This is a genomic window from Catellatospora paridis (assembly GCF_009720365.1).
Lineage (GTDB): Bacteria > Actinomycetota > Actinomycetes > Mycobacteriales > Micromonosporaceae > Catellatospora > Catellatospora paridis.
The window spans coordinates 118,030-144,214 of record NZ_WBZD01000044.1 but is presented as its reverse complement, the minus strand read 5'-3'; the positions used below and the strand labels follow the sequence as shown (position 1 = coordinate 144,214).

Here is a 26,185-nt window from a genome sequence, read left to right as displayed (position 1 = left end):
CTGTATGAGGTGGCGTTCAGCAGGTTCGACTTCGGTTACGCCTCGACTGCGGCGTGGGCGATGTTCGGCATCATCGTGATCGTCGCGGCGATCAACTACTTCCTGACCAGCCGCCTGCGGAGGTCCTGATGGCAACGACGACACCCCTGACCACCACGCCCGCCCGTGCGGCCTCCGCCGCAGCGGCCGAACCGCAGGTGCACCGGCGTCGCCGCAGGTCGTTCATGGCCGACCGCCGCCCCGGCAAACTCGCCTATCTGGCGCTGGCCGGCCTGGCCCTGTTCTCCGGCTTCCCGCTCTACTGGTCGCTGGTGGTGGCCTCGCACGACAACGGCATCCTGGGTCAGGTCCCGCCGCCGTTCGGGCTGGGCCCGAACCTGTTCGCGAACCTGGAACGCGCGTTCGGGACCGTCGACTTCGCCAAGGCGCTGACCAACTCGTTCATCGTCTCGATCTCGATCACGATCAGCGTCGTGCTGTTCTCGACCCTGGCAGGGTTCGCGTTCGCGAAGCTGCCCTTCCGGGGCCGTAACGCGATGCTGGTCATGCTCATCGCGACCATGATGGTCCCCACGCAACTGGGCATCATCCCGCTCTACCTGCTCATGGCGAAGATCGAGTGGACCGGCACCATGTACGCCGTCGTCGCACCCGGCCTGGTCACCGCGTTCGGCGTGTTCTTCATGACCCAGTTCCTGCGCGAGGCGGTGCCCAGCGAGCTGATCGAGGCCGCGCGCGTCGACGGCTGCCACACGCTGCGGATCTTCTGGCATGTGGTCCTGCCGGCGTCGAAACCGGCCGCGGCGGTGCTGGGCATGCTGACGTTCATGACGGCCTGGAACGACTTCTTCTGGCCGCTTGTCGTGCTCACCCCGGAGGACCCGACGGTGCAGACCGCGCTGTCGACGCTGGCCAGTGGCTACATCCAGGACTACTCGCTGTCGCTGACCGGCACCGCGATCGCCACCATCCCGCTGCTGATCGTGTTCGCCCTGCTCGGCAAGTACATCATCGGCGGCATCATGCAGGGAGCGGTGAAGTCATGACGCTGGCCACCACGCAGGCGCAACTGAACGGGACCGCACCCGTGCGCTTCCCGTCCGGGTTCCGCTGGGGCGCGGCCACCGCGTCCTACCAGATCGAGGGCGCGGCGACCGAGGACGGGCGGACCCCGTCGATCTGGGACACCTTCTCCCGTACGCCGGGCAAGGTGTTCGAGGGCCACTCCGGTGACGTCGCCTGCGAGCACTACCACCGCTACCGCGACGACGTCGCGCTGATGAAGCAGCTCGGCCTGGGCACCTACCGGTTCTCGGTCGCCTGGCCGCGCATCAAGCCCGACGGCTCCGGCCCGGCGAACACCCGCGGCCTGGACTTCTACGACCGGCTCGTCGACGAGCTGCTCGGCCACGGCATCGACCCGATGGTGACCCTCTACCACTGGGACCTGCCGCAGGTGCTGGAGGACCGGGGCGGCTGGACCAACCGCGACACCGCCTACTACCTCGCCGACCTGGCCTCGTCGACGATCGGGCGGCTCGGCGACCGGGTGCGCACCTGGACCACGCTCAACGAGCCGTGGTGCTCGTCCTTCCTCGGCTACGGCAGCGGCGTTCACGCGCCGGGCCGCCAGGACCCCCGGGCGGCCTTCGAGGCGGTCCACCACCTGATGCTCGGGCACGGCCTGGCCGCCCGGGCGCTGCGGGCGGGCGGGGCGCAGGAGGTGTCGCTGACGCTCAACCTGACCGACGTACGGCCCGGCAACCCGGCCGACCCGCACGACCAGGCGGCGGCGCGGCTCATCGACGGGCTGCAGAACCGGCTGTTCCTGGACCCGGCACTGCGCGGGCGATACCCGCAGGACATGCTCGCGCTGTTCGAGCGGTTCGGCGCGGCAGGGGTGATCCGCTCCGGCGACGAGGCGCTCATCGCCGCCCCGCTCGACCTGCTGGGCGTGAACTACTACCAGCCGGCGCTGGTGCGGGCCCAGGTCGGCGCGCACAGCGGGCCGGCGCACCCCGGCAGCGAGGGCGTCGAGTTCATGACCCAGAACATGCCGGTCACCGCGATGGACTGGCCGGTGGACCCGACCGGCCTGTCCGCGCTGCTGCTGCGCCTGGCTGCGGACTATCCGGGCGTGCCGCTGATGGTCACCGAGAACGGCGCGGCCTACAGCGACGTGGTGGAGGGCGGCCGGGTCGCCGACGACGACCGCATCGCGTACCTCGACGGGCACCTGCGGGCCGCGCATGCGGCCATCGAGGGCGGGGCTGACCTGCGCGGATACCTCGCCTGGTCGCTGCTGGACAACTACGAGTGGGGGTATGGCTACGGCAAGCGCTTCGGGCTGGTGCACGTCGACTACGACACCCAGCGACGCCTGCCCAAGGACAGCGCCCACTGGTATGCCCAGGTCATCGGCCGCAACGGCCTGACCTGACGCCCGATCGTCGACGAGGCGCGGTCCCGGCGGGAGCCGGAGCCGCGCCTCGTCCGCGTTGGGGGGACCGGGCCAGGAATTCTGCGGAGTCAAGAGTCGTTTGGGTGATTTCGACCGTTATATTCGGCAACCATGCCTCTCGGCTCGCGCCGGGCGGACCACCGTCGAATAGGGCCCGTGATGAGAATCAACCTGCCGACTCCCCGCACGCTGGTGCGGTTCCTGCTGTGCTTCGTCGCCGGACTGCACGTGCTGAGCCTCGGCGGCAACTACCTCTACCACGGGCTGGGCCACCACAACGTGATCCCCGCGTTCGCCTGGTGGACCACGTTCTTCAACGTGGACAAGGAGAAGAACCTCCCGACCTGGTTCTCCGGCGCCCTGCTCCTGCTCACCGCGTACGTGCTGTGGGAGATCGCGAACAACGTCCGCGGGCGCGGGGAGAAGTACGCCAAGCACTGGCGGATCCTGTCGGTCGTCTTCGCGTTCCTTTCCATGGACGAGATCACGCAGATGCACGAGATGAGCCGCAAGATGGGCCTGGTGCAGCTGGGCAAGGCCTCCTACCTGTCCTGGATCGTGGTGGCCGCGCCGTTCGTGCTGGTCTTCTGCGTGTCCTACCTGAAGTTCCTGTTCCACCTGCCGGTCCGCACCCGACTGCTGGTGGCGGGCGGCGGGGTGCTGTTCGTGCTCGGCGCGGTCGGCATGGAGGTCGTCGGGGCCTTCGTCGGCCGGGACGTCAGCGGCAACGTCGCGCCGGGGGCCGGGTACATGGAGTACCTGCTCGCGGCGTCCGTCGAGGAACTGTGCGAGATGCTTGGCGTCATCACGTTCTGTTATGCGATGTCCGTCTATCTGTACGACCGCCAGCAGCAGGACGTGGCGGCCGCGCCCGGTGCGCCGGTGCAGCTCGCCGCGGCGCGGGCCCGCCGCCAGCCGGTCACCGCGAACGCGGGCCGGCACAGCGACACCGCCGCCCGCTGACCGGCCCCCGCTGACCGGCCCCGCTGACCGGCCCTGCTGACCGGCTCGCTTTACATAAACGTCGGCCTATCTGGGTGAGTTCGATCGCCGAATTCTCATCCAGATAGGCCAACGTCTATTGCGTGCGGAGTCCTGGCCGGAGTCCGGGGCGGGTGGTCACATGCGGTAGAGCTCGAACGCGGCGGCGCGGCGGCCGCCGAAGCGGGGCGCGTTCAGGTCGGCCATCCACTCCAGGAAGTCGCGGGTGGCGGCCATCGGGTGGTCGCCGAGCCCGGCCAGGTAGGCGTGGTGCGCGTCGAGGGAGGCGACGGCCCGGTCCAGCGTGTCGGTGATGTCGACGGCGTGGGTGGCCTGCGGCGAGCCGCCGACGGCGACGTAGCGCACCCCGCCCCACGGGGCCAGCCCCTGCGCCACCAGCTCCGGGAAGATCCACCGGTTGCCGGCGTCGCCGATCGCGTCCAGCACGGCCCGGCCCACGTTGCGGTGGTCGGGGGAGTTCCAGCCGCCGCCGGGCCACGTGTCCTGGAAGTTCGCCGTGATCACCAGGTCGGGCGTGTGGCGGCGGATCGCCGCGGCCAGGTCCCGGCGCAGGGCCAGGCCGTACTCGACGACGCCGTCGGCGTGGCCGAGGAACTCCAGTTCGGACACGCCGACCTCGGCGCACGCCGCGCGCTGCTCGGCCTCGCGCAGCGGCCCGCACTCGGCCGGCGGGATGGTGTCGATGCCGGCCTCACCGCGGGTGACCAGGGTGTAGCGCACGTCCTTGCCTGCCGCGGTCCACCCGGCCACTGCCCCGGACACCCCGTATTCGAGGTCGTCCGGGTGTGCGGCGATGGCGAGCGCACGGGTCCAGTCCTGCGGCATCGGCTCCAGTTGATCCATGTCCCCGACCCTACGCGGGCCCGCCGCGCCAGCCCAATGGATCGACGCCGCCCGGGATCGTGTCCGAACCGTACGGCTGCCGGGTGAGCACGAAGCTGCCCAGGTCCAGATGGGTCACCGCACCGGCGGCGTCGCGCACCACGCGCAGCGTCTCGCCCGCGTAGTAGCCCTCCAGCCCGAGCCAGGTGCCGTCGTCCTGCGCCTTCAGCCGCGAGCTGCGTCCTGCCCCGGTCAGCGGCCCGAACTCCAGCTCGCCGTCGGCGCGCAGCCGGATCAGGGCCGGGGTCGGTCCGACGTACCAGGGGCCGGTCAGCTCCAGCAGCGCCGGGTCGTAGGTCTCCAGCGGGTGCCACGCGTCCGGGATGCGCGGCTCGTGCTCGGCGGTGATGCGCACCAGATCGGCGCCGAGCGCGCCGATGGAGATGCCCGAGGTGGCGTTGGCCAGCACAATGCCGCCCAGGCCGTCGGCGGGGGAGACCCACAGCGTGCACAGGAAGCCGGGCATGGAGCCGGTGTGCCCGGACAGCAGCCGTCCGCCGTCGTTCTTGAGCTGCATGCCCAGCCCGTACGTCAGGTCCCAGACGGGGCCGTCGAGCGGGGACGCCGGGGTGCGCATCTGGGCCAGGCTCGCCTCGGCCAGCACGGCCGGGTGGCCCTTGGCCAGGAACGCGGCGAAGCGGCACAGGTCTGTGGCGGTGGACCAGAGCTGACCGGCCGGGGCCATCCGGCCGGTGTCGGTGGCGGGCTCGGGCAGCAGCACGTCGGCCCACGGGTGCACGGCCCAGCCGTGGGCGTGCGGGGCCTGCGGCAGCAGCGAGGTGCGGGTCATGCCGAGCGGCCCGAGGATCTCCTCGGCGAGCACCTGCTCCAGCGGCTTGCCGCGCAGCTGCTCGACAAGCGCGCCGAGCAGCGCGAAGCCGGGGTTCGAGTAGTGGAAGACCCGCCCGGCGGGGTGCTTGATGCCGTCGGCGTCGAGGATGTCGCCCAGCTCGGGGCGCACACTGCCGTCGGTGCGCTCCCACCACGGCGCGGGGGTCTCCGACGCCAGGCCGGCGGTGTGTGCGAGCAGCTGGGCGACGGTCAGCCCGGCGGTGTCCGCGGGCGCCGCGGGCAGGTGCGTGCCGAGCGGGTCGGCCAGGTCGAGCAGGCCCTCGTCACGCAGGCGCAGCACCAGCACGGCGACGAAGGTCTTGGTCAGCGAGCCGATCCGGTACTGCGTGTCGGCGGTCGGGGGTTGCCCCTCGACCAGGCCCCGGCCGTGCGTCCACACCGGTGCGCCGTCGCGAACGACGGCGCCGACCAGGGACGGCGCGCGGCCTTCGGCCTGGGCGGTGGCGATGCGGTGCAGCAGGGCGCGGCGGGTGGCCGGCAGCAGGTCCATCTCAGGCATCAGGCCATCGTGCCATCGTGACCGGGTTCGCGCGGGGCATGGGTGGGCCGGCGGTCGGGGCCGCCGGCCCGGGACGGGTGCACCTCAGCGGTGGTTGTTCCCGTGGTGGTTGTTACCGTGGTTGTTGTACTTCTTGTGGTGGTAGTTCTTCTTGTAATGCTTCTTGTAGTGGTGGTCGTACTTGCACACCCACTTCTTGTACGTGCGGTGGTGCCAGCGGTAGGTCTGCTTCCAGCAGCGCTTCCCGCCGTCCAGTGCGGACGCGGCCGGTTCCTGCGTGGACACCGAAACCGGTTCGGTGAGCGGCGCGGCCGACGCCCGCTGCGGTTGCGCCATGACGGTGAGCCCGGCGATCAGGAACAGCATCAGGCTGATCATCGTGGTGGTGATCCGCAGCCGGTGGCCGATGGCACGAGCGGTCTCCTGCATCGAACACCCTCCTCCCAAAAGATTGGCTGATCAAGCGGAACCTGCCGATCAAACCTCCGGGCCGGAGACCTGGTCAACGCCGTGAACTGGGCAAATGCCTTGCCGGGCGGCAGGTCAGGGGTGCTTTCACCGGGAGTTCATTTAGCCTGCCTACCGACCGGCAGGTAGAACGCCCATCGGGGGCGGTAACCGGGCGGTGCGCGGGGTTGGCTGACCGGTCGGCAAGGAAAGATGAACATCGAGTGAACCCATGCTCAATCGCGCATGTTTCCCATCAGGCGGGAGGGAAATCTTACCTACCGGCCGGTCAGTGCTCGGTGCACGGCCGTCAACAGCGGAGATTCATGCCCGGCTGCGCCGGATGGGCGCGGTGACCGTACACATGTGCGTTCCCGGGCGCGCCACGCCATAGGCTCTGACACGTGAATGCCCTCGTGGTGGGTGTCGTGCTGACCGTGGTCGTCGTCGCGGTGTCCGCACTGTCGCGCCGGTACAACCTGCTCAATCCGATCGTGCTGGTGGTGGTCGGGCTCTGCCTGGCGCTGGTGCCCGGGTTCCCGGTCGTCGTGCTCGAACCCGAGATCGTGCTCATCGGTGTCCTGCCGCCGCTGCTGTACGTCGCCGCCCTGGAGACCTCCGTGCCGGCGTTCCGGCACAACATCCGCTCGATCCTGCTGCTCGCCGTCGGCCTGGTCATCTTCACCGCGGTCGCGGTCGGCCTGCTCGTGCACGCGCTGCTGCCGCAGGTGCCGCTCGCGGCGTGCCTGGCGCTGGGCGCGGTCGTGGCGCCCCCCGACGCCATCGCGGCCACCGCCATCGCGAAGCGCATCGGGCTGCCGCGCCGGATGGTGACCATCCTCGAAGGCGAGAGCCTGCTCAACGATGCCACCGCACTGGTGATCTTCCGGGTCGCGGTCGCGGTCGCGATCGGCACGGCGGTCGGCCCGATGGCCGTGGCCGAGCAGGTGATGCTGGCGGCCGGGGGCGGTGTGCTGGTCGGCGCGCTGGGCGCGCTCACCGCGGCGTTCCTGCACCGGCGCACCCGCGACCCGCTGATCGACAACTCGATCTCGCTGCTGACCCCGTTCGCGGTGACCGTGATCGCGGAGGTCATCCACGCGTCGGCGGTGGTCGCCGTCGTGGTCGCCGGGCTCTACCTGGGCCACCGGATGCCGACGCTGATGTCGGCCGCGTCGCGCCTGCAGATGGGCGCGTTCTGGCGCATGATCACCTTCATGCTGGAAGGCCTGGTGTTCCTGCTCGTCGGGCTGCAGCTGCGGGAGGTGCTGACCGGCCTGAACACCCCGGTCGCCCAGGTGGTCGGGTTGACCCTGGCGGTGCTCGCGACCGTGATCGTCACCCGGTTCGCCTGGATGTATCCGGTCGCGTACCTGGTCCGGCTGCTGCCCATCGTGCGCCGCCACGGCACCGGTCTGGACTTCACCGGCGCGACCGTCATCTCGTGGGCCGGCATGCGCGGCGTGGTCACCCTGGCCACCGCGCTGGCGCTGCCGACGATGCTCGCCGGCGGCATGCCCTACCCGCGGGCGCTGTTCGTGTGGCTGGCGTTCGCCGTCATCGTCGGCACCCTCGTGCTGCAGGGCATGACCCTGCCGATGGTGGCCCGGATGCTGAAGGTGCAGGCCGACGACCGGACCGGCGACATCCTCGCCGAGGCGCAGGCGCAGCAGCAGGCCAGCAAGGCCGCCCGCGAGCGGCTGGAGAGCCTCGCCGACACCGCCTCGCCGGACGTCGTGGAGAAGCTGCGCGCCCTCACCGAGCGCCGCTCCAACGCGGTGTGGGAGCGGCTGGGCGGCGACCGGGAAACGCCAACCGCCGTCTACGTGCGGCTGCGCCGGGAGATGCTGGAGGCCGAGCGAGCCGTGTTCCGCTCGGCCCGGGACGCGGGCCGGATCCCGGAGGATGTGCTCGTCCGGGCGCAGCGCGACATGGACCTGGAAGAGTCGATGCTGGAACGGATGGACTGACACGTGGGCCGCCGCGGGGCGTACGTGTTCGACGAGTGACATGAGGAGCAGGCATGAGTTGTGAGGACCTGAAGAGCGCCGACGACCCGGCGGCCCGTGCCGACGGCTGCGAGGAGTGCCTGCGCGACGGCACCACCTGGGTGCACCTGCGCCGGTGCCTCACCTGCGGGCACATCGGCTGCTGCGACTCCTCGCCGCACAAACACGCCACCGCCCACTTCCACGAGGTCGGGCACCCGGTCATCCAGTCGTTCGAACCGGGTGAGGACTGGCGCTGGTGCTACCTGCACGAGGTCGTGGGCTGAGGTCCGCGAGGCGGCGGATACGCTCAGCGGCATGAGCGCGACCATGGTGGCCCGTGGCCTTTCCGCCGGGCACGGCGAGCGGACCCTGTTCAGCGACGTCGACCTGGTCGTCGCGCCCGGTGAGGTCGTCGGCCTGGTCGGCGTGAACGGGGCCGGCAAGTCCACCCTGCTGCGACTGCTCGCCGGCCTGGCCGCCCCCGAACAGGGCACGATCACCCTCAATCCGCCCACGGCCAACGTCGGCCTGCTGCCGCAGGAACCCGAGCGGCGGCCCGCCGAGAACGTGCGCGACTTCCTGGCCCGCCGCACCGGCGTGGCCCGGGCCCAGCAGGAGATGGACGACGCGGCGATGGCGCTGGCCGAGGGCGCGGACGGGGCCGACGACCGCTACGGCGAGGCCCTGGAGCGCTGGCTCGAACTCGGCGGGGCGGACCTGCCCGAGAGGTCCGCCGCTATCGCCGCCGAGCTGGGCCTCGACGTCGACCTCGACCACCCGATGACGGCACTGTCGGGTGGCCAGGCCGCCCGCGCGGGCATGGCGTCGCTGCTGCTCAGCCGGTACGACATCTTCCTGCTGGACGAGCCGACCAACGACCTCGACCTGGCCGGGCTGGACCGGCTGGAGCGCTTCCTCGGCGAGCTGCGCGCGGGCACCGTGCTGGTCAGCCACGATCGGGAGTTCCTGACGCGCACCGTCACCCGCGTCGTCGAGCTGGACCTGATCCAGCAGCAGGTGCGCCAGTACGGCGGCGGCTACCGGGCCTACCTGGCCGAGCGCGAGGTCGCCCGGCAGCACGCCCGCGAGGCCTATGACGAGTACGCCGACAAGAAGGACGACCTGCTCGCGCGCGCCCGCATGCAGCGCGCCTGGATGGAGAAGGGCGTCAAGAACGCCCGCCGCAAGTCGCCCGACAACGACAAGATGGGCCGGGCGTTCCGCACCGAGTCGACGGAGAAGCAGGCTGCCAAGGCCCGCCAGACCGAGCGCCTGATCGAGCGGCTGGACGAGGTGGAGGAGCCGCGCAAGGAGTGGGAGCTGCGAATGCAGATCGCCGCCGCCCCGCGTGCCGGCGCCGTCGTGGCCACCCTCAACAACGCCGTCGTACGCCAGGGCGACTTCACGCTCGGGCCGGTCGACCTGCGCATCGACTGGGCCGACCGGGTCGCCGTGACCGGCCCCAACGGCTCCGGCAAGTCCACCCTGCTGCGCGCCATGCTCGGCCGGGCCGTGCTCGCCGCGGGCACCGCCTCGCTCGGGCCGGGCGTCGTCGTCGGCGAGATCGACCAGGCCCGCGGGCGCTTCCTGGGCCACCAGCCGCTGGTCGACGCGTTCCAGTCGGCGGTGCCCGCGCTTGCCCCCGGCGACGTGCGCACCCTGCTGGCCAAGTTCGGGCTGCGCGCGGCGCACGTGCTGCGCCCGGCCGCGACCCTGTCGCCGGGCGAGCGCACCCGCGCCGCGCTGGCGCTGCTGCAGGCGTCGGGGGTCAACCTGCTGGTTCTCGACGAGCCCACCAACCACCTCGACCTGGCCGCGATCGAGCAGCTGGAGCAGGCCTTGGACTCGTACACCGGCACGCTGCTGCTGGTCACCCACGACCGGCAGATGCTGCAGGCCGTGCAGACCAACCGGATGCTCACCGTCGAGGCCGGACGCGTCACGGCGAGCTGACGGGCCCGCGCCACGGCGCTCCGGCCGGTACGGTGTCAGGATGATCATCGAGGTGGACACCGGGACCGCCGACGAGTCCCTGCTGCGGCGCATGTACGAGATCCGCCGGGCCTGCCACCTGGCGGCGAACCCGGATGAGCCGATCGAGGACGCCCCCACCGGCGTGAGCCTGCTGCGCCGTCCTCGTATGGGCGGCGGCCACCGCTACCTGGTCGCCGACGACCCGGCTGTCGGCTTCGCGTCGGTGGACCTGCCGCCGGACGTGACCACCGCGTTCGTGCGTGTCTACGTCGAGCCCGGTCGCCGCCGGCAGGGCACCGGCGGTGCGCTGTTCGACGCCGCCGTGGCCTACGCCCGGTCCGCCGGCCGCACCGTGCTGACCGGCATGTACGGCGACGACGACGGCGCCGCGTTCGCCGCCGCCCGCGGGGCCCGGGTGGGTCAGACGGTGGTCCGATCACTGCTGCGTCTGCCCGTGGCCGAGCAGCCCGTGCCGGTGCCCGGCCACCGGGCGGTGACCTGGCTCGGGCCGGTCGCCGACGAGCTGCTGGAGTCCTACACCGCGGCCCGCAACGCCATCCACGACGCCCCGACCGACGCCGGTGTGCAGTGGCCGCACGTGACCGCGCAGGCGGTGCGCGAGCAGGAGGAGACGGTCGCCCGGCGCGGGGTGCAGCTGCGGGTGACCGCGATACTCGACGCCGCCGGGGCCGTGGTGGCGTTCACCCAGGTGCTGGTGCCCGCGACGGGCGACGTGGCGTTCACCGAGGAGACCGCCGTGGTTCCCGCGTCCCGCCGCCGCGGGCTGGCCCGCTGGGTGAAGGCGGAGTCGCTGCGGCTGCTGGCCGCCGAGCGGCCCGAGGTGGCCTCGGTCGGCACCACCAACGCCGCCGTCAACACCGGCATGCTCGCGGTCAACCGCGCGCTCGGTTTCCGTCCGGTCGGCACCTGGACCACGGTGGTCTTCGACCTGGCCTGACTCAAGGACTGTCCGGATAGGTCCGGCATCAGTTGCCGAAAACCTTTTCGGGCTGCATCGTGGTGTCCGGGAGCCGGAGCGGACCTCGTCCGCGTCCATACGTGCCGCCGACGGGCATCCGCGGCACGCGTCTGCAGAGTCGGCGCGTCACGCGCCCGCACCCTCGGAGATTCCCGTGCGCTACATCAGACATCGCCATGCCCTGACCTCAGCCGTCGCACTGATCGCGGTGACCGCGGTGGCCGCCTGGACCCTCGTCGCCACCGCGGCGCGGGCCGCCGTCACCGGCTGCCAGATCACCTACACCGTGCCGTCCCAGTGGGGCGGCGGCTTCACCGGCGACATCGCCGTCAAGAACCTCGGCGACCCGCTCACCGCCTGGACGCTGCGGTGGACCTTCCCGGTCACCGGCCAGGCCGTCACGCAGGGCTGGAACGCCGCCTTCACGCAGAGCGGCAGCCAGGTCACCGCCGCCAGCCTCGGCTACAACGGCAGCCTCGGCACCAACGCGAGCACGTCGATCGGTTTCAACGGGACGTGGACGACCGCCAACCCGGTCCCCACCGCGTTCACGCTCAACGGCGTCGCCTGCACCGGCGCGCCGTCCAGCGCGTCGCCGTCGGCCGCCCCCTCGTCCTCGCCGTCCCCGCGGCCGTCGGCGTCGCCGTCGGTCTCACCCTCGGCGTCGCCCCGGCCGTCGACGTCCCCCTCGACGTCCCCGTCGGCGTCCCCGTCGAGCCCGCCCACCAGCGGCTGGAACCCGCCCGCCAATCTGGTCACGCCGCTCAACGAGGTGTGGGCGCACTACCAGTCCACGTATCCGCAGCTGCTCACGTTCCGCAACTACGGCTGGGACCAGGTCATGGCCGGCGGCGGAAAGATCAATTATTGCGTACGCTGGGACTCCAGCGCGCGGGTGACCGCGGCCATGCGCGACCAGATCCACGCGGCGCTGTCCCGGCAGTTCAAGAAGTGGATGGACGTGATGGCCGGGCACAACGGCTGGCCGTACGCCGAGGTGCCGGTGAAGGTCGTCGGCTGGGCCGTGCGTGACCGCGCGACCCTCGACTGGACCGACAACTCGGTGGACATCTACGTCAACAACATCCGGGAGAACGCGCCGCAGTGTTCGGAGCCGTGCGGCCGCTTCTTCCACCAGGACGGCAACTACACCGGCTGCCCCGGCGGCGCGTCGCACCACTACGACATGTCGCTCTGGCTGACCTCTGGCTTCGGCGGCGGCGCCGGCGGCGACTGGGGCCAGCGGATGAGCAGCGAATACTTCACCGGCGCGGTGAACTCCGAGAACATCCACATCTACCTGCACGAAGTCGGGCACACCTTCGGCCTGGACGACTTCTACGACTGGACGCCCACCGGCCAGTGCTGCTTCATCATGAAGGCGGGCAGCGCCACCAGCATCACCGAGTTCGACCGGTGGATGCTGCGCGACTTCTGGCGGCACCTGAAGAACCGCTGGGGCTACTGACCGGGCACGGGGCCCGGCGGACGACCGCCGGGCCCCGTCTCACGGGTCGCTCAGTGGCCGCGGGCCAGCCACTCGTCCAGGTGCGGGGCTTCCGCGCCGATCGTGGTGGTGTCGCCGTGCCCCGTGTACACCACGGTGTCCGGCGGCAGGGTCAGCAGCCGGTCGCGGATCGAGCCGATGATCGTGTCGAAGTCGCTGTAGGACCGGCCGGTCGCGCCCGGCCCGCCCTGGAACAGGGTGTCCCCGGAGAACAGCGCCGACAGCGACGGCGCGTACAGGCACACCGCACCCGGCGCGTGCCCCGGCGTGTGGTGCACCCACAGCTCGACCCCGGCCACGGTCAGGCAGTCGCCGTCGGTCAGGTCCCGGTCGGGCACCACGCCCGGATGCGTCACGTCCCACAGCATCCGGTCGTCGGGGTGCAGCATGATCGGCGCACCGGACAGGCGCGCCAGCTCCGGCGCGGCGTCGATGTGGTCGTTGTGCGCATGGGTGCAGACGATCGCGACGACGCGCCGCTCGCCGGCCGCCGCCATGATCGCGGCCGCGTCGTGTGCCGCGTCGACGACCAGCACGTCGCTGTCGTTGCCGATGAGCCAGACGTTGTTGTCGACCTCCCACGTGCCGCCGTCCAGGCTGAACGTGCCGGAGGTGACCACCCGCTCGATGCGCGCCGAGCCCGTCACAGCATCACCACCGAGCGCAGCACCTCGCCGCGGCCCATCCTGGCGAACGCCTCCTCGACGTCGTCGAGCCCGATCCGCTCGGACACGAACGCGGCCAGGTCGAGCCGTCCCTGCAGGTACAGCGCGAGCAGGGTGGGGAAGTCGCGGGAGGGCAGGCAGTCGCCGTACCAGGACGACTTGAGCGCGCCGCCGCGGCCGAACACGTCCAGCAGCGGCAGTTCCAGCGTCATCTCCGGGGTGGGCACGCCCACCAGCACCACCGTGCCCGCCAGGTCGCGGGCGTAGAAGGCCTGCCGGTAGGTCTCCGGGCGGCCGACCGCGTCGACCACCACGTCCGCGCCGAAGCCGCCGGTCAGCTCCTGGATGGCCGCGACCACGTCGACCTGCCCGCCGTTGACGGTGTGCGTCGCGCCGAGTTGCTTGGCCCAGGCCAGTTTGCGGTCGTCGAGGTCGACGCCGATGATCGTGGTCGCGCCGGCCAGCTGCGCCCCGGCGATGGCCGCGTTGCCCACGCCACCGCAGCCGATCACCGCGACGGTGTCGCCGCGGGTGACCGCGCCCGTGTTCAGCACCGCGCCCAGGCCGGCCATCACGCCGCAGCCGAGCAGACCGGCGACCTCCGGCGGCGCGGCCGGGTCGACCTTGGTGCACTGCCCGGCGGCGACCAGCGTCTTCTCGATGAACGCGCCGATGCCCAGCGCGGGCGACAGCGGTGTGCCGTCGGCGAGCGTCATCTTCTGCGTGGCGTTGTGCGTGGCGAAGCAGTACCACGGCTTGCCCTTCCGGCAGGCCCGGCACTGACCGCACACGGCCCGCCAGTTCAGCACCACGTAGTCGCCCGGGGCGACCTCGGTCACGCCCTCGCCGACCGCCTCGACCACCCCGGCGGCCTCGTGGCCCAGCAGGAACGGGAAGTCGTCGTTGATGCCGCCCTCCCGGTAGTGCAGGTCGGTGTGGCAGACCCCGCAGGCCTGCACCTTCACCAGCGCTTCCCCTGGCCCAGGGTCGGGCACCAGCACCGTTTCGATGCTCACCGGCGCGTTCTTAGAGCGGGCGACGACTCCGCGGACCTCGTGCACCACCGTGGCCTCCTTGCGCACGTTGGACAGACGCAAGGATGTTACCCGTGCGCCACCCGTACGCCAGGGACCTCGTGCCGGGCCTGGGCGTTCGTCTCCGGGCGGAAACCCGTTGCGGTCCCACGGCGCCCGGTCCTAGGTTCGCGATCATGGACTACGAGATCAGGGCCGAGACGGCCGCCGACCAGGCCGCGGTACGCGCGGTGCACACTCTCGCCTTCGGTGACGCCGAGCGGGTGCCCGCGCTGGCCGACGCGCTGCGGGCCGCTCCCGCCGCGCTGCCGGTGGTCTCCCTGGTGGCCACGCACGGGGATCTGATCGTCGGGCACGTCCTGCTCAGCGCCTGCCGGCTGGACGCCCCGGTGCGCCTGGTCGACGTCTACAGCCTGTCGCCGCTGGGCGTACACCCGGACCATCAGCGCCATGGCCTCGGCACGCGGTTGATCGCCGCGGCACTGGCCGCCGCCGACGAGGCGAGGGTGCCGCTGGTCTTCCTGGAGGGCGACCCGGGCTACTACGTGCGGCAGGGCTTCGTCCGGGCGGGCGGCCTGGACCTGCGCTCCCCGTCGCTGCGCATCCCCGACCCGGCGTTCCAGGTGTATCCGCTGGCGGCGTACGAGCCGTGGATGACCGGCACCTTCGTCTACTCGGAACCGTTCTGGGCCATGGACTGCGTGGGACTGCGCTGACCGCCACAGAGCCCGTGCCGTCCTGCGACGCACGTCGGCGACAGGGTTACATCGGAGAAGTCCTATGTGATCGACCAGCCTGGCATGCCATATAGATTGACATAGTTTGACGTCGCGACTAATCTTCGAGAACGGAAAGCGCTTTCCACATCCGCTCACCGAACCGCGGACCGGCGCGCCCACGCCGCCCGCGGTCCAACACTCGGAGGTTCATCCGATGTCCCCACCCACTCCACGGACCACGCCCCGGCGCCTATGGCGCCTGCGTACCGCCGTCGTCGCGGCGCTGACCCTCGCGCTCGCGGCGGTCGGCGCGGTCGTCGCGGCGCCCGCGCAGGCCGTCACCATCGACACCGGCGCCTGGTACGTCATCGTGTCCCGGCACAGCGGCAAGGCCGTCGACCTGTACAACTTCAGCACCGCCGACGGCGCCCCGATCGTCCAGTGGGCCCGCAACGACGGCTACCAGCAGCAGTGGCAGTTCGTCGACGCCGGCAGCGGCTTCTACAAGCTGCGCTCGCGCCAGAGCGGCAAGTTCCTGGAACTGCCCAACGCCAACGACGGCACCGGCTTGGTGCAGAACCCGGACAACGGCACCACGCGCCAGCACTTCGCGGTGCGTGACACCGACAGCGGCTACGTGAAGTTCCTCAACCGGCACAGCGGCAAGGCCCTCGACGTGTGGGAGTGGTCCACCGCCGACGGCGGCATCATCAGCCAGTTCGCCGACCTCAATGGCTGGAACCAGCACTGGCAGCTCATCGCGGTCGGCTCCGGTGGCGGTGGCGGTGGCGGCGGTGGCGGTGGCGGCTCGCAGACCGGGCTCGTCGGCTGGGCCACCCAGGGCGGCGGCACCACCGGCGGCGGCAGCGCCGCGGCGACGACGGTCACCAGCTCCTCGGCCCTGTCCAGCGCCGTCTCCGGCAGCACGGCCCGGGTCGTGCGGATCTCCGGCACGATCTCCTGCTCCGGCATGATCACCGTCGGGTCGAACAAGACCGTCCTCGGCAACTCCGGCGCGACCATCGCGGGCTGCGGTCTGAACGTGTCCAACGCCAGCAACGTGATCATCCGCAACATCTCGTTCCGGGACTGGGACGACGACGCGGTCAACGTCCAGTACTCCACCCGGGTCTGGGTCGACCACAACAGCTTCACCAACGGGTACGACGGCGCGGTCGACGTCAAGCGGGCCTCCGACTACGTCACCGTCTCCTGGAACCGCGTCTACGGCCACGACAAGTCCATGCTGCTCGGCCACAGCGACGACAACGCCAGTGAGGACCGCGGCCACCTGCGGGTGACCTACCACCACAACTGGTTCGACGGCTCCGGCACCCGGCACCCGCGGGTGCGCTTCGGCAACCCGGTGCACGTGTACAACAACTACTACCGGGGCAACGAATACGGCGTCGCCTCCACCATGGGCGCGGGCGTGCTCGTCGAGGGCAACTACTTCGAGAGCGTCGACGAGCCGACCCTGGTCGGCTACGCCGACTCCGCCGACGGCGCGATCGTCCAGCGCAACAACTACTTCACCGGCTCCGGGTCCCCGGAGAGCGGTGGGGGCAGCGTGTCGAGCATCCCGTACTCGTACACCCTGGACAGCGCCAGTGGCGTCAAGGCCAGTGTGAGCGCGGGCGCGGGCGCGGGCCGGATCACGGTCTGACACCCCTCCGGGCGGGCCGGCCCTACACCGGCCCGCCCGGATCAGGCGCGCTATCGCGAAGGACGGCCAGCACCCTGCTGCGGAGCAGCTCGTACTCGTCGAGAAGGCGGTTGATCGTCGGTGGCCGCACGACGACGGCGCCGGCCGTGACGATCTCCTCGGGGCCGAACTGCTCGCGGGTGAGGTCGACCTCCAGGCCGCCGGACAGCCGGTTCCACCAGTGGTGATCGGTGCGCACGCCGTCGACGCGGACCTCGCCGCACATCAGATCGCCGCCGAGCAGGTCGTGCACCACCAGCGCGGTGACTCCGCACTGGCCGCGCGCGGGATTGCCGGCATGCCAGTCGGGCACGTCCTCGGGCGCGCACGTGTCGACGCCCCAGCCGGCGCGGACCGCCTGCTCGAGCTGCGTCAGGGTGAGGACCGCCATGCGGCACAGCCTCGCACACCCGCCCGGCGCACCCGTCCTGCACGCCCCTTCCGGCATCGCGCGGTTTCCCGGCTGTCCACTCTGGGCGGCCGGGTCGCCGCGTACGTCGGATGTGAAGGAAAATTTCGCAAACATATGGCATGTCGCAAGGTATCGACATAGACAGCGATGCCGATATATGGTGCCGTCACGCCGCCTGGCCAGGCATGACGCAGGCCTGACCGGGTGCGCGCGAGCTTGGGCTCGTGTCCCTCCGTACCCCCCGAGGAGTGCCGTGACCAGAATCCGATCCCTGCGTGCCCGCCGCCGACGGTTGCTCGGCGTGCCCGCGCTCGTCGCCGCCGCCGTCGCGCTGGTGGCCCGTCCCGCTCAGGCCGCCGAGGAGCCCGCCCCGGCGCCCGAGTGCGCCGCCGACCTGATCGAGGGGGCGTGATGGCTACCGTTCCCTGGCTGGCCGACGTGCTGCGCTCGGCCGGTGTGCAGGTCGTCGAGGAGGGCGACTGGCGCAACCGGATGCGCCCCGGCTCCTTCGACCCGATCGGCGTGCTGTGGCACCACACCGCCGCGACGTCGAGCGCGAGCAACCCGCACCCGGCCCTGAACGTCTGCATCAACGGCCGTTCCGACCTGGCCGGGCCGCTGTGCCAGGCGCTCGTGGACTACCACGGCGTGTTCCACGTCATCTCGGCCGGGCGCTGCAACCACGCGGGCGCGTCGGGGGGCAGCGGCCCCATCCCGGCCGGTGACGGCAACACCCTGATGATCGGCTGGGAGATCGACTACAACGGTGTGAACCAGCAGATGACCGCGGCGCAGTACAACGCCTCGATCGCGGCGACCGCGGCGGTGCTCAAGCGGCTGGGCCGCGACTCCAGCTACGCCCGCGGCCACCGGGAGACCAGCACCACCGGCAAGATCGACCCGTATGCCATCGACCTCAACGTGATGCGTGCCGACGTGGCGCGGGCGATGAACCCGCCGACCGGCGGCTGGACGTCCACCGTGGACAACACCACCGCGGGGCGGTTCACCGCCAGCACCAACTGGGGCACCTCGGCGTTCTCCGGGCAGCGGTTCGGGGAGAACTACCGGTTCGCCAACCCGGTCGCGGCCAGCGACGCCGCCTGGTACAAGTTCGCCATCCCGGAGACGGGCAACTACCGCGTCGAGGCGTGGTGGCCGGCCGACCCGGGCTACAACAACGCCACGCCGTACGTGGTCGTCACCAGCGGCGGCAACCAGACCGTGACCGTCGACCAGCGGGTGACCGGTGGGCAGTGGCGCGTCCTGGGCACCTTCAACCTCACCGCGGGCGACGCCAACAAGGTCGGCGTCAGCCGCTGGACCAGCGGCACCGGATACGTCATCGCCGACGCGATCCGGGTGACGCGGGTCTGACCTGGGATCCGGTGGCGGTCGATCGGCCGCCGCCGGGCCCACTGTGGCGATCTTGATATCTAGTGCAGCATACTTGATATCATGTCACGTACTGTCATCGACATCGACGACGAGAAGCTCGACGCGGCGGCCCGGGAACTGGGCACCAAGACCAAGGTCGACACGGTGAACGCCGCGCTGGCCTTCGTGGCCGAGCGCCGCCGCCGGGCCGAGGTCTTCGACGACCCGCTCGTGTGGGGCAGTCCCGACCTGGCCGATCCGGAGATCCGGGCGAGCGCCCGCCGGTGACCGGGGTCCCCGCCGGGCTCTACCTGGCCGACACCAGCGCCATCGCGCGCGTGCAGCACGAGCCGGTGCGCGCCGAGCTGACCCGGCTCGGCAAGGCCGGGCTGCTGGCCACCTGCGTCGTCGTCGACCTCGAAGTCCTGTACTCCGCCCGGACCCCCGCCGAGTACGCACGGACCGCGGCGCTGCGCGCGGCGGGCTTCGTCGACCTGCCGCCGACCCCCGAGATCGCCCGGCGCGCCCGGGAGATCCAGGCGATGCTGGCCAGGCGCAGCCAGCACCGCGCCGCGGGCTGCCCCGACCTGCTGACCGCCGCCATCGCCGAGCACTACGGGGCCATCGTCCTGCACTACGACTCCGACTTCGACCACATCGCCGCAGTGTCCGGCCTGCAGACGCGCTGGGTCGTGCCGCGCGGCTCGGTGTCCTAGCCGGTCACCCGGGCCGCGGTGCGCGGCCGCAGGAGCAGGTGCAGGGCGACCAGCGGCAGCACGCCGGCCGGATACCAGAGCATGTCGAGCGGGTCGTACGCGATGCCGAGCGCCAGCCGGGCCAGCACGCTGCGCTCCGACAGGTACGCGGGCACGCCGGTCAGCTGTGACAGCTCGACCAGCCAGCAGAACGCGATCGCGACCGCACCCGCGACCAGGGGAGTCGCACGCGGCCACAGGAAGAACACCCCGGCGTAGATCATCGAGGCGTAGAGCGCGGTGCCGGAGTGCTGTTCCAGCGGCCCGTCCGCCATGGCCCGGATGAGCAGGGCGATCGCCAGGACGGCGCTGGCGGCGGCGAGCGCGGCCAGGCGGCGGGACCAGTCGGTGCGGGGCATCCGCCGATGGTACGGAGCCCGCCCGGTCCCGCCGGTGGTGGACTCGTGAAGATCCGGTGCGGTCATCCTGCCCCGCCGCCCGGCCCGCCCCGCGCGGACGGCCCGGCGAGGACGGCCCGCCGCCGCGGCCCGGTGGCACCCGGGCGCGGCGGCGGGAGTTTCGGGTCACGCCAGGCGGCGGATCTCGCCGAAGGCGCGGTAGAACCCGCCCCGGCTGGCCTGGCGCACCTCGGGCACGACGTATCGCGCGCCGGCCTCGCGGATGCCCTTGGGGAACTGCACCTGCCACGACTGCTGGTAGCCCTCGGACACCACCCGCACCCGCAGGCGCCCGCCCTCCTCGAAGCACTCCAGCACGATGCCGTCGCCGCCCGCCTCGGCGGTGACGACCTCGACCGTGGTGGACGCGGCGACCGCCTCGATGTGCGAGGCCTTGACGTCGACGACCACGGGGACGGTGCCGGACTCGGCCGCGCGGATCGCCGACTCGGTGGCGTCGATGCAGGCCAGCGAGCCGTCCGTGGTCACGATGTAGAGCCGCTCGTCGTGGTACTGCATCGAGTACGCCGAGCCGCAGCCGGTGCCGAGCTTCCACAGCCGGGTGCCGGAGCTGTCGAAGCAGTACACCGAGGAGCTGTTGTCGCCGGCGAACACGTAGCTGCCGTCGGGGCTGGTCGCACACGAGAACACGGCGGCGTCGCACTGGTACTCCCGCCGCGGCGTGCCGTCCTTGCCCAGCTCGACGACCTTGCGGGTGGACGTGCCCGCGTACAGCGTGTGCTGCTCCTGCCAGCCGAACAGCACCGCACCGGTGCTCCGGGTCCACAGCTGCTCGCCGGTGCGCCAGTCGTAGCTGGTCACGCCGCCGGAGTGGCCGTGGTGCACGGCGTCGGCGTCGCAGCGGACCATCCAGCCCGAAGAGCCGGTGCTCTTGCGCCGCCACAGGAACTCGTCCTCGTGGTCGATCGCGGCCACGCCGCCGCCCGCGTCGGACACGCCCAGCACGCCGTCGTGGATGTCCAGCCAGTAGATGTCGATGTCGGGCGCGATCCGGTAGGCCAGGCGCGGCACCTTGCCGGACAGGTCGTAGACGTTGCCGTCGTCGCAGCCGGCATAGAGCCAGGCGTCGTCGGCGACGATGCACTTGACCCCGTCGGGCAGCTTGAACTGCTGCATCACCTCGGCGTCGTGGGTCAGCGTGGTGATCACGCCGGCCTCGTTGCCGACCATGCAGACCTTGCTGTCGACGAAGATGCCGAACGCGGACGTGCCCGAGCGGTAGCGCCACAGCACCGGCGCGGTCTTCGCGGTCGAGCGAGTGCTGACGATGGCGCGCCGCGACACCGCGCGCTTGCCCCGCGCGCCCGGCACCGCGGGGGCGTACCCCTTGCGCACCTTCTCGCCGATCTTCTTCGCCGCGGCCGCCCGGGCCTTGGCGTTGTCGGCGAACGTGCTCTTCGTCGTGGCCCCGGCGTCGCCGATGCGGCCGTAGCGGATGGTCAGCTCGGTGTCGTCGACGACGACCTCGTAGAACTTGTGCGAGCCGCCGTCGGCTTCGGACAGTTCGAGGTAGGTGGTCTCAGCGGGCATGGGGAAGGGGCCTTCTCTCGCGGGAGGGGAGCGCTTCGGCCACACCGTATCCGCCGCCCCCGACACCGCGCTGCGCGGCAAACCAAGATCGGTCGGCCCGCCCAGCCACGCTCGTGCCCGCGCGGGCCGCAGCGGGTCCTGGCTGGTCCGCGGCGGCCGTGGGGCGTGATGTCAGCCACGGTCGGCGGCGCTCCCAGCCGTGGCCGGGGATGATCGTGCCATGACTCCGGCGGCAGTGCTCTTCGACATGGACGGAACCCTGTTCGACAGCGAACCGCTGTGGGACCTCGCCATCGAGGAGCTGGCCCGCGAGTACGGCGGCGAGATCTCGGTCGAGGTCCGGCTGAACATGGTCGGGCGCTCCGTCGACGAGTCGATGCTGCTGTTCCACGAGGGCATCGGCCAGCCCTGGCGGGACGCCGCAGTCAGCTCGGCCTGGATCTACGAGCGCGTCGTGGGGCTCTTCGCCACCGACCTGGTGTGGCGCCCGGGCGCCCGGGAACTGCTGCACGAGGTCCGCGCCGCCGGCCTGCCCACGGCCCTGGTCACCTCCACCAACCGGAAGGCCGTGGAGGTGGCCCTCGACACGCTCGGCCGGCACAACTTCGACGCCGTGGTCTGCGGCGACGAGGTCGCGTTCACCAAGCCGCACCCGGACCCGTACCTGCGCGCGGCGAAGCTGCTGAGCGTCGAGCCCGCCGACTGCCTGGTCATCGAGGACTCGCCCACGGGTGTGGCCAGCGCGCTGGCCGCGGGTACTCGCGTGTTCGGCGTCCCCAACGCGGTGTCACTGAAGCCGATGACCGGCCTGACGCTGCTCACCACACTCACCGGGGTCACCCTCGCCACGCTGGCCGCTACGGCGGTCTAACGGCCCGGTGCCGGTGGCCGCAGATTCGCCCCGGGGCCCGTCGGCCGCTGGTGCGCCACCGGGCCCCGGGGTTGCGCGGCCGCTGCCAGGCTCGCGGCGAGCTGGGTCGCCTCCTGCAGGGTGCGCAGGTGCGCGCAGCGCCGGCGGGCTCGCCGGTCGGTCCGGGTCCACCACTGGGAGTCGATCTCGCGCCTGTTGGGCAGCAGGTGCGGGCGGGTCGGGCCGTCGGGGGCGAACCCGCACCCGGCCAGCCATCGCATGCTGGCCGTGTTGGTGACCTCGCACCCGGCGTGCAGCGTGGCGATGCCGAAGTGCCGGTGCGCGAGTCGGCACGCCGTGGTCATGATCTCCCGGCCGTAACCCCTGCCGCGGTGAACGAGGTGGACGCTGCCGCCGATGTGGTGTGCGCCGTCCTCCGCGGCCGTGATCGACACACCCGCCACCGGGATCCGGGTCCGGCGCTCCACGGCGGTGAAGTACAGCATCTCGACCACGGGCGTCAGCGCGCCGGTCGTGTCGGCAGGCGGCCGGGCCAACCTCTCCGCCGGTGCGGGCGGCTCCTCCTCGGGCCACCAGCCCTGCCAGTGCCGAGCCGCTTCGTCTGCCTGGAAGAAGACGTGATGCGCCAGGTCGTCGGCGCGGGAGCTGATCACCCACAACCGGCGCGTCTTCGCGACATGCAGGCCGGTCCTGTGGCAGTTGGCGGTGATGCGGTCGAACACGGTCGGCTCCCGGGGCGTGGTGAGCACCGATCATGCCGCAACGGCGGACCGCGCGGGTCCCCGAAAACCCCGGGGTCATGGCAGATTGGTCGCCCGTGAGCGCTGCGAAGGACTGGCACGACTGGCATCGGCCGTACGACGATCCGGAATCGCCGCTGTCGCACCGGTTGCGGCTGGTGCAGGAGCACGTCGACGAGTGGTTGGACGAGCGCCCGGAGCCGGTGCTGACCGTGGTCAGCGCATGCGCGGGTCAGGGGCGCGACCTGCTCGGGGTGCTCGCGCGGCGGCCGGACGCGTCCCGGGTGCGCGCGACGCTGATCGAGTACGACCCCCGCAACACCAAGCTGGCGCGTGCGGAGGCCGACCGCCTCGGCGTGGCCGTCGCGGCGAGATGCGCCGACGCCGGACTGCCGGAGTCCTATGCCGGGGCCGTTCCGGCCGATCTGGTGCTGTTCGCGGGGGTTTTCGGCAACATCGGCGAGGCCGACGTCCGGCGGACCGTCGCAGCGCTGCCGCGGCTGTGCGCGCCCGGCGCGACCGTGATCTGGACACGGACCCGGCGCGTACCCGACCTGACCCCGTCGATCCGGGCGTGGTTCGCCGAGGCGGGCTTCGCCGAGCAGGCCTTCCATGCCCCGGACGGGGTGCTGTTCTCGGTGGGTGTGCACCGGCTCACCGCCGCCCCCCAGCCACTCGGCCCGAGCGGCCGCCTCTTCCAGTTCACCTGAACCCGCCCCGCCGCTGAGCGTGATCATGAAGCTGTGGCCATGACACGCCGTCGCGCCGGCCCATAAGTTCATGATCGACGCGGTAACGCGGCGGCGGCCCGGTTGAGGTCAACCGGGCCGCCGCCGCTGGTGGCGTGGTGGGTCAGTTGGTGGCGAGGCTGCCGTCGGACGAGAAGACCATGCCGAGGGTGGCCTTGCCGGTGGTCACCGCGGTCTTGCTCTGCGGGCCGCCGGCGTCGGCCTGCTGGAACGAGCCGAACGTGATGCCGTAGGTCTTCTCCAGGCCCGGCTGGCAGAACGAGCGCTGCGGGCACTCCGGGGGACCGGCCAGCACGGTGGCCTTGCCGGAGCACTTGGCGGCGAAGTCCGACAGCGTCTTGACCTGGTGCTGGTCGGCGAACGCCTTGGTCACCGCGTACGCGTTCTGGTCCGCGGCGGCCGACGGCGTGCCCACGGTCAGCCCGGCCTTGGTGGCCAGCTCCTTCAGGGCCGCCACGGTGGCGTTGACGTCACCGCTGGCCTTGGCCGCGGCCTCCTTGCCGTTCTGCTTCTGGTTCAGGAACTCGGTGAGGGTCGCGGCGTACTCCGGGAACACCGTCAGCTCGCCGCGCTCGAGGGCGGGCTCGTAGAGCTCGCGGTTGCCGGCGACCTGCACGGTGGCCTGGAAGCCCGCCGCGTTCAGCGCGATCTTGTACAGCTCGGCGAGGGTCTTGCTCTCCGGGAAGTTCGCCGCGCCGACCACGACCGGGCCGGCCCCGCCGGACAGGCCGGTGGTCAGGCCCGCCTGCGCCGCGAACTCCTGCGCCGCGACCTCGGAGGTCTTGCGCTCGACCTCGACGGCCTTGTTGAGCGCGATCAGCTTCGGGGTGTCCAGCGCGGCCCCGACCTTGTCGACCGCCGCCAGCAGCGCGGGGGTGGCCCGCTTGGCGTTGGCGACCGCGACGATGTTGTCGGTGTTCTGCAGGTGCTTGTCGTCGTCGAGGACCACGAGCTGGTCGCCGGCGACCGGCGCGCAGCCGGCGCCCGAGGCGGTGGCCGGGGCCTCCGTGCCCGAGGAGCCGGCCTGCCCGCAGCCGGTCAGCGCGAACGCCGCCGCGGTGACACCGGCCAGCAGGAGGACGGACGCCCTCCGGGTGTGCGTTGCCATATTCAGCCTTCCGTCGTATGCATTTGCGAAATGAAGTGCAAAGGTCCTTCTTACCGCGTACCTGAGACATCCTTGCGATGAATTTGTGAACCCCGCTCGCCTACCCGCGTCGGACAGTTCGCAAACCGTTCACATCCCCAGGTCAGCGGCTTGTCGCGGAAACCGCGGGGTGATCGACGTCATGCGGGACACCGCCCGTGCGGGCCTAGGCTGATCGCGTGGTGACGACGCTGCTGCTGGACGTGGACGGCGTGCTGCTGGTGCCCGCGGGCAGCCTCGATCCCAACGAGGAGCTGCTGGCCGTGCTGCCCCGGCTCGCGGTCGACGGCGTGTACCTGGTCACCAACCAGAACCCGCGGCGCGCGGCGGTGATCCGCGAGCTGCTGGGCGGGCGGCCGGGCATCAGCGGGGTGCTGGTGTCGTACGAGATGGGTTTTCTGAAGCCGCAGCGGGAGTTCTTCGAGCGGGCCCTGGCCGAGATCGGGCGCAGGCCGGAGCAGTGCCTGTTCGTCGACGACAAGCCCCGCTACGTCGCGGGCGGCACGGCGGCCGGGATCGACAGCGTGCTGTTCCGCGACAACGCCCAGCTGTTCGACCTGCTGCGCGCCCGCGGCCTGTGGTGAGACGGACCCGGCCGGCAGGTGTCCCGGCCGGATCCGTCCGCCGTTCAGGACCTGGCGGGCAGCGCGTCGGCGACCGAGGCCGGCGGGCGGTGCTTGACGCGGCGCAGCGGCTTCGGCAGCAGCGCCCTCTCGGCGAGGGCGAGGACGCCCTCCACGATCAGGCAGAGCAGCGCCACCAGCAGGCCGCCGGCCAGCACCTGGCCGCCGCCCGAGGCGAGGCCCAGCCCGAAGCCGCGGCTGATGATCATGCCGAGGCCGCCGCCGTTGACGTACGCGGCCAGCGTCGCGGTCGCCACCACCTGCACCGCGGCGATGCGGAACCCGTTGGCGAGATATGGCACCGCCAGCGGCAGCTCCACCTTGCGCAGCAGCTGCCAGCCGGACAGGCCCATGCCCCGCCCCGCGTCGCGCACCTCCGGATCGACCTCGCGCAGGCCCAGGTAGGCGTTGGCCAGCAGCGGCGGGATCGCGAACAGCGACAGCGCCAGGATGATCGCCTTCGGGCCGAAGCCGATCGCGGTGAGCGGGAAGATGGTGAGCAGGGCCACCGTGGGCACGGCGCGGCTGAGGTTGGTCACGGTCACCACGGCGGGGCCGCCGCGGCCGAGGTGTCCCATCAACACGCCCAGCGGCCAGGCGACCGCGCAGCCCAGCGCCACCGCCGCCGCGGAGATCCACAGGTGCTCTGCCGTACGCGCGAAGATGCCGTCAGGGTTGGTCCAGTTCAGCGGATCGTTGAGCCAGACGATCGCGTCGTCGATGACACTCATGCCCTCTCCTCGCTACGCTCGTCGCCGGCATGGGCGGTGGGCATCTGATTCGCTCGCTCACGCTCGCTCATGCCTTCTCCTCGCTGCGCTCGTCGGCGGCATGGGCGGTGGGCA

Annotated in this window: 28 protein-coding genes; 17 read left to right on the top strand and 11 right to left on the bottom strand. The window is 71.6% G+C overall.

The features are described from left to right. The first annotated feature begins 224 nt into the window (after nucleotides 1–224). The 3 genes from F9C41_RS39305 (at nucleotide 225) to F9C41_RS39295 (ending at nucleotide 3,424) form a co-directional block, all read left to right on the top strand. Entirely contained in the window at nucleotides 225–1,046 is an 822-nt protein-coding gene (locus F9C41_RS39305; RefSeq protein ID WP_155391940.1) for a carbohydrate ABC transporter permease, read from the top strand. Then, nucleotides 1,043–2,440, top strand: a complete 1,398-nt coding sequence (locus tag F9C41_RS39300; protein WP_155391922.1) for a GH1 family beta-glucosidase — start codon at nucleotides 1,043–1,045, stop codon at nucleotides 2,438–2,440. The genes F9C41_RS39305 and F9C41_RS39300 overlap by 4 nt, the downstream gene beginning before the upstream one ends. 180 nt (nucleotides 2,441–2,620) lie before the next feature. Then, the gene (locus F9C41_RS39295) at nucleotides 2,621–3,424 is read left to right on the top strand and encodes a hypothetical protein (protein WP_155391921.1); all 804 of its coding nucleotides are present in this window, start codon (nucleotides 2,621–2,623) and stop codon (nucleotides 3,422–3,424) included. A gap of 156 nt (nucleotides 3,425–3,580) precedes the next feature. Here the strand turns inward: F9C41_RS39295 and F9C41_RS39290 are convergent, their stop codons facing one another. The 3 genes from F9C41_RS39290 to F9C41_RS39280 form a co-directional block, all read right to left on the bottom strand. After that, the gene (locus tag F9C41_RS39290; protein WP_155391920.1) at nucleotides 3,581–4,306 is read right to left on the bottom strand and encodes a PIG-L deacetylase family protein; all 726 of its coding nucleotides are present in this window, start codon (nucleotides 4,304–4,306) and stop codon (nucleotides 3,581–3,583) included. Nucleotides 4,307–4,316: 10 nt separating this feature from the next. Further along, a complete protein-coding gene (locus tag F9C41_RS39285) occupies nucleotides 4,317–5,696 on the bottom strand; it encodes a serine hydrolase domain-containing protein (RefSeq protein ID WP_196280155.1) in 1,380 nt (459 codons plus the stop codon). Nucleotides 5,697–5,780: 84 nt separating this feature from the next. Beyond that, complete coding sequence (locus F9C41_RS39280; RefSeq protein ID WP_155391919.1) at nucleotides 5,781–6,125, bottom strand: hypothetical protein; 345 nt, start codon at nucleotides 6,123–6,125, stop codon at nucleotides 5,781–5,783. A 422-nt stretch (nucleotides 6,126–6,547) separates the two neighbouring features. Between F9C41_RS39280 and F9C41_RS39275 the strand changes: the two genes are divergently transcribed. The 5 genes from F9C41_RS39275 (at nucleotide 6,548) to F9C41_RS39255 (ending at nucleotide 12,555) form a co-directional block, all read left to right on the top strand. Then, nucleotides 6,548–8,113 carry a Na+/H+ antiporter gene (locus F9C41_RS39275; protein ID WP_155391918.1) on the top strand — a complete coding sequence of 522 codons (1,566 nt, stop codon included), beginning with the start codon at nucleotides 6,548–6,550 and terminating at the stop codon, nucleotides 8,111–8,113. A gap of 53 nt (nucleotides 8,114–8,166) precedes the next feature. After that, complete coding sequence (locus F9C41_RS39270; RefSeq protein ID WP_155391917.1) at nucleotides 8,167–8,418, top strand: UBP-type zinc finger domain-containing protein; 252 nt, start codon at nucleotides 8,167–8,169, stop codon at nucleotides 8,416–8,418. A 31-nt stretch (nucleotides 8,419–8,449) separates the two neighbouring features. Further along, complete coding sequence (locus F9C41_RS39265; RefSeq protein ID WP_155391916.1) at nucleotides 8,450–10,087, top strand: ABC-F family ATP-binding cassette domain-containing protein; 1,638 nt, start codon at nucleotides 8,450–8,452, stop codon at nucleotides 10,085–10,087. A gap of 40 nt (nucleotides 10,088–10,127) precedes the next feature. Beyond that, nucleotides 10,128–11,066: a GNAT family N-acetyltransferase gene (locus F9C41_RS39260; protein WP_155391915.1), complete on the top strand. Its 939-nt coding sequence runs from the start codon at nucleotides 10,128–10,130 to the stop codon at nucleotides 11,064–11,066. Between the two features lie 175 nt (nucleotides 11,067–11,241). After that, complete coding sequence (locus F9C41_RS39255; protein WP_230690354.1) at nucleotides 11,242–12,555, top strand: cellulose-binding domain-containing protein; 1,314 nt, start codon at nucleotides 11,242–11,244, stop codon at nucleotides 12,553–12,555. A 50-nt stretch (nucleotides 12,556–12,605) separates the two neighbouring features. On the opposite strand, the gene F9C41_RS39250 is transcribed toward F9C41_RS39255, so the two are convergent. After that, nucleotides 12,606–13,241: an MBL fold metallo-hydrolase gene (locus tag F9C41_RS39250; RefSeq protein WP_155391914.1), complete on the bottom strand. Its 636-nt coding sequence runs from the start codon at nucleotides 13,239–13,241 to the stop codon at nucleotides 12,606–12,608. Then, entirely contained in the window at nucleotides 13,238–14,323 is a 1,086-nt protein-coding gene (locus tag F9C41_RS39245; protein WP_155391937.1) for an S-(hydroxymethyl)mycothiol dehydrogenase, read from the bottom strand. Before F9C41_RS39245 ends, F9C41_RS39250 begins: the two co-directional genes overlap by 4 nt. A gap of 146 nt (nucleotides 14,324–14,469) precedes the next feature. On the opposite strand from F9C41_RS39245, the gene F9C41_RS39240 reads away from it, so the two are divergent. Together F9C41_RS39240 and F9C41_RS39235 are read left to right on the top strand one after the other, a co-directional pair. Then, nucleotides 14,470–15,009, top strand: coding sequence for a GNAT family N-acetyltransferase (locus F9C41_RS39240; protein WP_155391913.1), 540 nt, complete (start codon nucleotides 14,470–14,472; stop codon nucleotides 15,007–15,009). 217 nt (nucleotides 15,010–15,226) lie between these two features. Further along, the gene (locus F9C41_RS39235; RefSeq protein WP_155391912.1) at nucleotides 15,227–16,678 is read left to right on the top strand and encodes an RICIN domain-containing protein; all 1,452 of its coding nucleotides are present in this window, start codon (nucleotides 15,227–15,229) and stop codon (nucleotides 16,676–16,678) included. 22 nt (nucleotides 16,679–16,700) lie between these two features. On the opposite strand, the gene F9C41_RS39230 is transcribed toward F9C41_RS39235, so the two are convergent. Then, the gene (locus F9C41_RS39230) at nucleotides 16,701–17,108 is read right to left on the bottom strand and encodes a YunG family protein (protein WP_155391911.1); all 408 of its coding nucleotides are present in this window, start codon (nucleotides 17,106–17,108) and stop codon (nucleotides 16,701–16,703) included. Between the two features lie 274 nt (nucleotides 17,109–17,382). Between F9C41_RS39230 and F9C41_RS40955 the strand changes: the two genes are divergently transcribed. The 4 genes from F9C41_RS40955 to F9C41_RS39215 all read left to right on the top strand — a co-directional run bounded on the left by F9C41_RS40955 (nucleotide 17,383) and on the right by F9C41_RS39215 (nucleotide 19,222). Continuing rightward, complete coding sequence (locus tag F9C41_RS40955) at nucleotides 17,383–17,541, top strand: hypothetical protein (protein WP_196280154.1); 159 nt, start codon at nucleotides 17,383–17,385, stop codon at nucleotides 17,539–17,541. Further along, nucleotides 17,541–18,506, top strand: coding sequence for a golvesin C-terminal-like domain-containing protein (locus F9C41_RS39225; protein WP_155391910.1), 966 nt, complete (start codon nucleotides 17,541–17,543; stop codon nucleotides 18,504–18,506). Before F9C41_RS40955 ends, F9C41_RS39225 begins: the two co-directional genes overlap by 1 nt. Nucleotides 18,507–18,587: 81 nt before the next feature. Then, entirely contained in the window at nucleotides 18,588–18,794 is a 207-nt protein-coding gene (locus F9C41_RS39220; protein ID WP_155391909.1) for a type II toxin-antitoxin system VapB family antitoxin, read from the top strand. After that, a complete protein-coding gene (locus tag F9C41_RS39215; RefSeq protein ID WP_155391908.1) occupies nucleotides 18,791–19,222 on the top strand; it encodes a PIN domain nuclease in 432 nt (143 codons plus the stop codon). The genes F9C41_RS39220 and F9C41_RS39215 overlap by 4 nt, the downstream gene beginning before the upstream one ends. Here the strand turns inward: F9C41_RS39215 and F9C41_RS39210 are convergent. Further along, a complete protein-coding gene (locus F9C41_RS39210) occupies nucleotides 19,219–19,620 on the bottom strand; it encodes a ribosomal maturation YjgA family protein (RefSeq protein ID WP_155391907.1) in 402 nt (133 codons plus the stop codon). The genes F9C41_RS39215 and F9C41_RS39210 overlap by 4 nt on opposite strands. A gap of 165 nt (nucleotides 19,621–19,785) precedes the next feature. After that, a complete protein-coding gene (locus F9C41_RS39205) occupies nucleotides 19,786–21,210 on the bottom strand; it encodes a WGR domain-containing protein (RefSeq protein ID WP_155391906.1) in 1,425 nt (474 codons plus the stop codon). Nucleotides 21,211–21,445: 235 nt separating this feature from the next. On the opposite strand from F9C41_RS39205, the gene F9C41_RS39200 reads away from it, so the two are divergent. Further along, nucleotides 21,446–22,081 (top strand): HAD family hydrolase, encoded by a 636-nt coding sequence (locus tag F9C41_RS39200; protein WP_155391936.1) that lies wholly within the window; start codon nucleotides 21,446–21,448, stop codon nucleotides 22,079–22,081. Here the strand turns inward: F9C41_RS39200 and F9C41_RS39195 are convergent. Further along, nucleotides 22,078–22,803 (bottom strand): GNAT family N-acetyltransferase, encoded by a 726-nt coding sequence (locus F9C41_RS39195; RefSeq protein ID WP_196280153.1) that lies wholly within the window; start codon nucleotides 22,801–22,803, stop codon nucleotides 22,078–22,080. The two genes, F9C41_RS39200 and F9C41_RS39195, sit on opposite strands and share 4 nt — an antisense overlap. A gap of 95 nt (nucleotides 22,804–22,898) precedes the next feature. On the opposite strand from F9C41_RS39195, the gene F9C41_RS39190 reads away from it, so the two are divergent. Next, nucleotides 22,899–23,531, top strand: a complete 633-nt coding sequence (locus F9C41_RS39190) for a class I SAM-dependent methyltransferase (RefSeq protein ID WP_230690353.1) — start codon at nucleotides 22,899–22,901, stop codon at nucleotides 23,529–23,531. A 142-nt stretch (nucleotides 23,532–23,673) separates the two neighbouring features. Here F9C41_RS39190 and F9C41_RS39185 read toward each other — a convergent pair whose 3' ends face one another. Continuing rightward, a complete protein-coding gene (locus F9C41_RS39185; protein WP_155391903.1) occupies nucleotides 23,674–24,678 on the bottom strand; it encodes a glycine betaine ABC transporter substrate-binding protein in 1,005 nt (334 codons plus the stop codon). Nucleotides 24,679–24,896: 218 nt separating this feature from the next. Here F9C41_RS39185 and F9C41_RS39180 point away from each other — a divergent pair, with 218 nt between their 5' ends. Next, nucleotides 24,897–25,301 carry an HAD family hydrolase gene (locus F9C41_RS39180; RefSeq protein WP_155391902.1) on the top strand — a complete coding sequence of 135 codons (405 nt, stop codon included), beginning with the start codon at nucleotides 24,897–24,899 and terminating at the stop codon, nucleotides 25,299–25,301. A 44-nt stretch (nucleotides 25,302–25,345) separates the two neighbouring features. Here the strand turns inward: F9C41_RS39180 and F9C41_RS39175 are convergent, their stop codons facing one another. Continuing rightward, on the bottom strand, nucleotides 25,346–26,071 hold the full coding sequence (locus tag F9C41_RS39175) for an ABC transporter permease (RefSeq protein ID WP_155391901.1): 726 nt from the start codon (nucleotides 26,069–26,071) through the stop codon (nucleotides 25,346–25,348). Nucleotides 26,072–26,185 lie beyond the last annotated feature (114 nt).